Origin of the sequence: Nostoc paludosum FACHB-159 (assembly GCF_014698835.1) — a bacterium.
Lineage (GTDB): Bacteria > Cyanobacteriota > Cyanobacteriia > Cyanobacteriales > Nostocaceae > Nostoc > Nostoc paludosum.
Window position 1 is genome coordinate 1 of sequence record NZ_JACJTU010000122.1, and the last position, 6,657, is coordinate 6,657.

Consider the following 6,657-nt stretch of genomic DNA (forward strand, 5'->3'; position numbering starts at 1 on the left):
GCTCGCCTCCTTCCCCTCCCACCCGCACGATTATCATTACCATCTAATTTATTTTGAGTATTTTAACTGATTGACAAAATGCGCTTTATCTTAACCTATCACCGATGCACTATCGCCCCTATTTTTGCTGGCAACAAACTTTGGGGTTTGTTAGGAGCTTATCAGAATAGCGGGCCGCGCCAGTGGAATTCCGAAGAGGTGCGATTGCTGACCAAATTGGGCATTCAGTTGGGGTTAACCGTGCAGCAAGCCGAGTATATCGAACAACTGAAAACGAAGAATGCTGAGTTGGCGCGGGCAGCAGAAGAGGAACAGGTGCTGACAGCGATGGTGGAAAAAATTCGCCAAGCCCAGGATATAGACACAATTTTCGAGAATGTGCTGCCAAGTTTACGCAAACAAATACAGTGCGATCGCCTAGCAGTATTTCACTTTCATCCCGACTGGAGTGTGGAATTTATTGCCGAATCCGTAAAAGATCAATGGCTGTCTTTAGCTGGTTCCGACATCAAAACAATTTGGATGGACGAACACTTACAAGAAACTCAGGGCGGACGCTATCGCAATCATGAAACCTTTGTTGTCGATGATATTTACGCTGTCGGTCACGTTCAGTGCTACCTAGAGATATTAGAAAAAATCCAGGCCAAGGCTTACACCATCGCTCCGATCTTTATTGGAAGTAAACTCTGGGGCTTTATAGGAGCATACCAAAATACTGGCCCTCGGCAGTGGAAATCCAAGGATGTGCAACTGTTGAGAAAAGTAGCTGTGCAAATGGGTATAGGCTTGCAACAGGTTAAGTATATCGAACAGCTCAAGAAGAAGAATGCAGAGTTAGCCAGAGCCGCAGAAGGGCAACGAGCATTGACACGGCTGTCAGAAAAAATTCGCCAAGTTCAAGAGCTAGATACGATTTTCCGCAATGCCCTACCAGAATTGCGATCGCATTTGGAATGCGATCGTCTCGCAGTGTATCGCTTTAATCCAGATTGGGGTGGCGAGTTTATTGCCGAATCGGTAAGTCGTGAATGGGTGGCTTTGGTTGGCCCCGATATCAGGACTGTATGGGAAGACGAACACCTACAACAAACCCAAGGTGGACGCTATCGCCACAACGAGACCTTTGTAATCAATGACATTTACACTGCTGGTCATGCCCAGTGCCACTTGAAAATTCTAGAGCAATTCCAGATTAGAGCCTATATCATCACCCCGATTATTGCCGGAAACAAGCTCTGGGGTTTGTTAGGAGCATATCAGAATGACGGGCCGCGGCAATGGCAAGATAATGAAATCAACTTGGTAACGAAAATCGGTACGCAGTTTGGGGTTGCTGTCCAGCAATCGCAATACTTACAACAAACCTTAAACAAGAATGAGGAACTGATCAAACTGGCAGAACGGGAAGTAGCAAACGCCCGATTTTCTTATCGCCTGCCAAGTCGGTTAACAGAGATGGCCCAAAGTCATAGTAATGTTCTGGAATTTGTGCAGTTTGCCACCCACGAACTTCGTCAATTGCTGAAAGTAGATCGAGTTGGAGTTTACCGTTTTGAACCTGATTGGTCTGGAGAATTTGTAGTTGAGTCTGTGAGTGGGGATTGGCCTAAGCTTGTGGGAACTAGCCTTGCCAGAGTTAGAGATACCTATCTCCAGTACAACCAAGGAGGGCGTTATGCCCGCAAAGAAAGTTTGCGGGTTGACAATATATATACTGTCGGTCATGACGAATGTCACATCCAATTGTTAGAGATGTGGGGAACTAAAGCCTACATGATTTCTCCGATTTTTCAAGAAAATCGGCTATGGGGGCTGATGGGAGTTTATCAAAATAGCGCACCGCGCCAGTGGGAGCAATCCGAGGAGGATGTTCTCAATCAAGCCAGCGTCCAGATTGGTATTGCCCTCAATCTTGCAGACTACCTAACACAGGTGCGTACCCAAGAGCAGCAACTAGCAGAAGCAGCAGAGCGCGAACGCACCGCCCGCGAAAAACTCCAACAAGGAGCAATACGCGTTCTCATGGCTTTGGAACCATCCTTCAGAGGCGATCTTACCGTTCGAGCGCCCCTGTCTGAAGATGAAATTGGGACGATCGCCGATGGTTACAACACTACGATCCAAAGTTTGCGAGATTTAGTGCGACAAGTGCAGATTGCTGCTGGCAAGGTGAGTGAAAATTCCAGCAATAACACTACCTCAGTAGTGAAACTATCTGACCAAGCTCAACAGCAGGCAGAACGGCTCGAAAACGCTCTCGAACAATTACAAATGATGGTAACTTCCACCCAGATAGTCGCTGCTGATGCCCAAAAAGTCGGACAGGCGGTGCAAAGAGCTAATAACACCGTCCAAGCTGGCGATTCCCTGATGGAAAAAACCGTAGATGGCATTATGGAGATTCGGGAAACCGTCTCTGAAACAGCGAAGAAGATTAAACGCCTTGGTGAAGCTTCTCAGAAAATCTCGAAAGTAGTGAGTTTGATTGAAAACTTTGCCACTCAAACTAATTTGCTGGCGCTCAATGCTGCCATCGAGGCTACCCGTGCCGGAGAGTATGGTAAAGGCTTTGCGGTGGTTGCAGATGAAGTTCGTTCCCTGGCTTATCAGTCCGCTAGTGCCACCACAGAAATTGAGCGACTCGTGCAAGAAATTCAAAATGGCACCAACGAAGTTACCGAAGCAATGGAAGTAGGGATTACCCAAGTTGTCCAAGGCTCAAACTTAATCGATGAAACTCGTCATTCCCTGAGTGCGATCGTGGCAGCTACCAACGAAATTGGCGGACTGGTGCAAGGAATTACCCAAGCAGTTTCCACTCAAAGTCAGCAATCTCAGATGTTGACAGAAGCGATGATGGATGTTTCGGCGATCGCCCGCAAGACTTCGCAAAGTGCCATCCACATTTCCGAGTCTTTTGAAGAACTACGAATGACTTCACAACAACTGGAAACCAGCGTTAGCCAGTTCAAAGTTGACTAATCTCGCAAAACTGTTATGAACCCCGATCCCAGTAATCAAGAGCAGCTAGAGCAGGCTTTTCTTGCTGAAGCGGCAGAGTTGTTGCAAACCATTGAGCAGAATCTTATCGGTCTACTTGATGAAAAAACCATAGAAAAAGTTCATGCCTTGATGCGAAGCGCCCATACTCTCAAAGGGAGTGCTGCCAGTGTTGGGCAAGAAACGATTAAGACAATTGCCCATCATTTGGAAGATGTATTCCAGGCGTTATACGCTCCAGAACTGGAAGTCGATCCAGAATTAGGTGCTTTGCTGCTAGATGCTTATGAGTGCCTGCGAACTCCATTGAGTGCAACCTTGATGGGCTTATCCTGCAATGAGGCAGAAATACTCGATAAAACTGCCTCAATCTTCGCCCAACTCCAACATAAACTAGGCGACTTTTTTGGTCGTGAGGCTCCGCTTCCCAGCTCGGAAGAACTTGGTTTTGATGTCGTAGAGTCAATCTTTTCCGGGAGTGTACTTCAGGATTTGCAACAGCTCTCAGCTGACATTGAAAGCCAAGATCCGCAACAAATTCAAACAACACTCAACTCTCAAGCAGAATTTTTTGTCGAACTAGCAGCATCTTATGGCTTATCTGGATTGGGAGAAATTGCCCAAGCAACCCTAAACGCGCTCAAAGCGCATCCAGACAAAGTACTGCAAATCGCTCAGGTGGCTTTAGAAAATTTTAAAGCGGCTCAAGCAGCAGTACTGGCAGGCGATCGCATTCAAGGAGGAGAAATATCTTCACAATTGCGAGAATGGACAGGAATAACTACTCCTGTCCCAGAACTGCAAGGACAGCCAGTTGCGATCGCTGCCCAACCAACACAAAGGACTACAACTGAGAATCAGCCATCCCCTCTCCTCAGTGCCAGCGAAGCGGAATCAATTTGGTCGTTTTTCCCGAAGCGAACTGATAACTCCGTGAAAGCACCAGAGGTACTGGAACCCATTTCTCAGAATTCGGTAATAGCCCCCTCTGCCATAGATCGGATTTTACAGTCAATTTGGATAGGAGATCCACAGACATCCTGCCGATATTCAGACACAGAACGGCCAGCGTCTCCACCACCAGCGCTAAGCCTCCAAACTCAGTCATCGGCATCACTTCCCAGTATCCGAGTCGCGATAGAACAGCTCGATCGCCTCAGCCATACAATTGGGGAATTGCTAATCAACGAAAACCAACAAAATCTGCAATCTAACCACATCCACAAAGCAGCGCAAGACACCCTACTACAGTTTTTGTACTGTCAACAACAACTTAGTAAAGTTTTTACTTGGTCGGATCGACAACTGCTGCTTCCGGAACGCAAGCAGCGATACCCACGCTGCTCAGTTGTCCGTTCTTCCCCAACTGCCCAGGCACAATCTAATTTTGATGCCTTAGAAATGGATACCTATAGCGAGTTGCATATTCTCCTGCAAAATCTGACAGAAGACATGGTGCAATTAGGAGAACGGATTGAGGCTTTTAATGCTTTAGTTCAGCAATCTCGCTTTAGTCTTGGAAAGCGCAAGCAACTGCTTTCAGGAGCGCAGTCAGATTTGCTGCAAGCCAGAATGGTGCCACTGGGAACAGTATTGAATCGGTTCCCCCGCCTGCTGCAACAGATGGTAGCAACTTATCATAAGCCTGTTGATCTCAAGCTTGGCGGTACTAAGGTACTGGTGGATAAAGCCATTTCCGAGCAGTTGTACGATCCCTTGCTGCACATGATTCGCAATGCCTTCGATCACGGCATTGAACCGATAGAAACCCGCCGCCAGCAGGGTAAACCAGAAACCGGAACAATTACGATTCAAGCCTACCATCAAGGCAACCGCACTACTATTGAGGTACGGGATGATGGTCGAGGCTTAAACTGGGAATCCATTCGTAAGCGAGGTATAGAAAAACACTTACTGACTCCGGAACAAGCCGCCTACGCCTCCGAAGACCAACTGGCAGAGTTATTATTTGAACCAGGCTTTTCTACCGCCAACCAGATTGGTGAGTTATCTGGGCGAGGTATCGGCTTAGATGTCGTTCGCACGCAATTGCGAGCTTTACAAGGTTCTATTGTGGTGCGATCGCTTTCTGGGCAGGGAACCACCTTCATCCTACAATTGCCCCTGAGCTTGACAACAGCACGCTTGCTCGTTTGTCAATCTCAAGGTATTACTTATGCCTTGCTGTCTGAAGGAATTAGCCAGGTTTTATTACCGCAGCCAGAGCAGATTCAAGCCCAACAATCTTTACACGGGCAAGGCATCCAAGAATTCTGGCAGTGGGAACAAGGGGAAAGTCAGCAACTAGTTCCTATCCGCCCGCTGGCCAATTTGGTCGATTACAAATATCCTTTATTCACCCAAGACCACAATTTAACCCTAAGTCCTTTTCCAGTCAAACAACGGAACGCCGTCGAACCTCTGCTGTTATTGCACGCAGAGGATCGATACCTGTGTTTGCGAGTCGAGCAGATTTTAGTCGAGCAGGAATTAGTAATTAAATCCCTCGGCAGCATCCTGACTTTACCTAGTTACATCCAAGGCTACAGTGTGTTGGGAAATGGTAGCCTCACCTTAACCATTGACCCGTTGGAGTTAGTTCGGCAAACCTGGGAGACAGATATGATGCCGACTTCCCCAGCATCAAGTCTTGCAACTAAACTATTGCCCGCGCCTGAGCCTGTTCTTGCTCTAGAGGGGCAGCAATCCGAGCTAACTCTAACGCAACCGCAGCAACAGCCAATGGAAGTCAATACAGCCGTTGCTCAACCTAACCGACTGACGGTGTTAGTGGTGGAAGATTCGGTTGTACAAAGACAAAGTTTGGTGCAGACGCTCCAAAAAGCCAATTATCAAGTGTTGCAAGCAGGCGATGGTCGAGAAGCGATCGCTCAAATGCTGCAACACGGTGATGTCGATCTAGTGATTTGTGACATTGAAATGCCCCGGATGAATGGATTTGAGTTTTTAGAACACCATCGCCAAGACGAGCGTTTGTCCGCGATTCCTGTGGTTATGCTGACTACCCGTAGCGGACAGAAGCACCGCCAATTAGCTTTAGCTCTAGGGGCGAAAGCTTACCTAACCAAACCTTATTCCGAACAGAACTTCCTAGCCACCATCGCTGAACTGGTTAATACCTGAGATAAGGCAGAGAGCAGAGGGGCAGGGGAGCAGAGGAGCAGAGGAGTAAATGAAGATGGAAAAAGAACCAATTAAAAATCATCAAGACTTGAAAGTTTATCAAATGGCATTTGATGCAGCCATGAAAATCTTTGAACTCTCTAAAAAGTTTCCTGTCGAGGAGCGGTATTCATTAACTGATCAGATTCGTAGATCGTCACGTTCTGTTTGTGCAAATCTAGCTGAAGCTTGGAGAAAGCGTAGATATGAAGCAGCTTTTGTGGCTAAACTCAATGACTCTGAAGCAGAGGCAGCAGAAACACAAACATGGATTGAATTTGCTGTTAAGTGCAATTATTTGGATGTTGAATTAGGCAGAGAATTATATGGAATCTACAATCGGATCTTAGGTGGTTTGGTAAATATGATTACTGACCCCTCACCTTGGCTAATGAAGCGTTAATATTCTTTCTTTCCCCCCTGCCCCCCTGCCCCCCTGCCCCCCTGCTCCCCCGCTCCCCCGCTCCCCTG

The 6,657-nt window shown here is 47.2% G+C and carries 3 protein-coding genes; all 3 read left to right on the top strand.

Translation table 11 applies throughout. The annotated features are described in order from the left end of the window. Positions 1-78: 78 nt before the first annotated feature. Genes H6H03_RS38825 through H6H03_RS38835 form a run of 3 tightly spaced genes read left to right on the top strand, consistent with a single transcriptional unit; the run spans position 79 to position 6,589 of the window. The gene (locus tag H6H03_RS38825; RefSeq protein ID WP_242058220.1) at positions 79-2,985 is read left to right on the top strand and encodes a GAF domain-containing protein; all 2,907 of its coding nucleotides are present in this window, start codon (positions 79-81) and stop codon (positions 2,983-2,985) included. Positions 2,986-3,000: 15 nt separating this feature from the next. Next, positions 3,001-6,147 carry a hybrid sensor histidine kinase/response regulator gene (locus H6H03_RS38830; protein WP_190960304.1) on the top strand — a complete coding sequence of 1,049 codons (3,147 nt, stop codon included), beginning with the start codon at positions 3,001-3,003 and terminating at the stop codon, positions 6,145-6,147. A gap of 55 nt (positions 6,148-6,202) precedes the next feature. Further along, positions 6,203-6,589: a four helix bundle protein gene (locus H6H03_RS38835; protein ID WP_190960305.1), complete on the top strand. Its 387-nt coding sequence runs from the start codon at positions 6,203-6,205 to the stop codon at positions 6,587-6,589. The last annotated feature ends 68 nt before the right edge of the window (positions 6,590-6,657 follow it).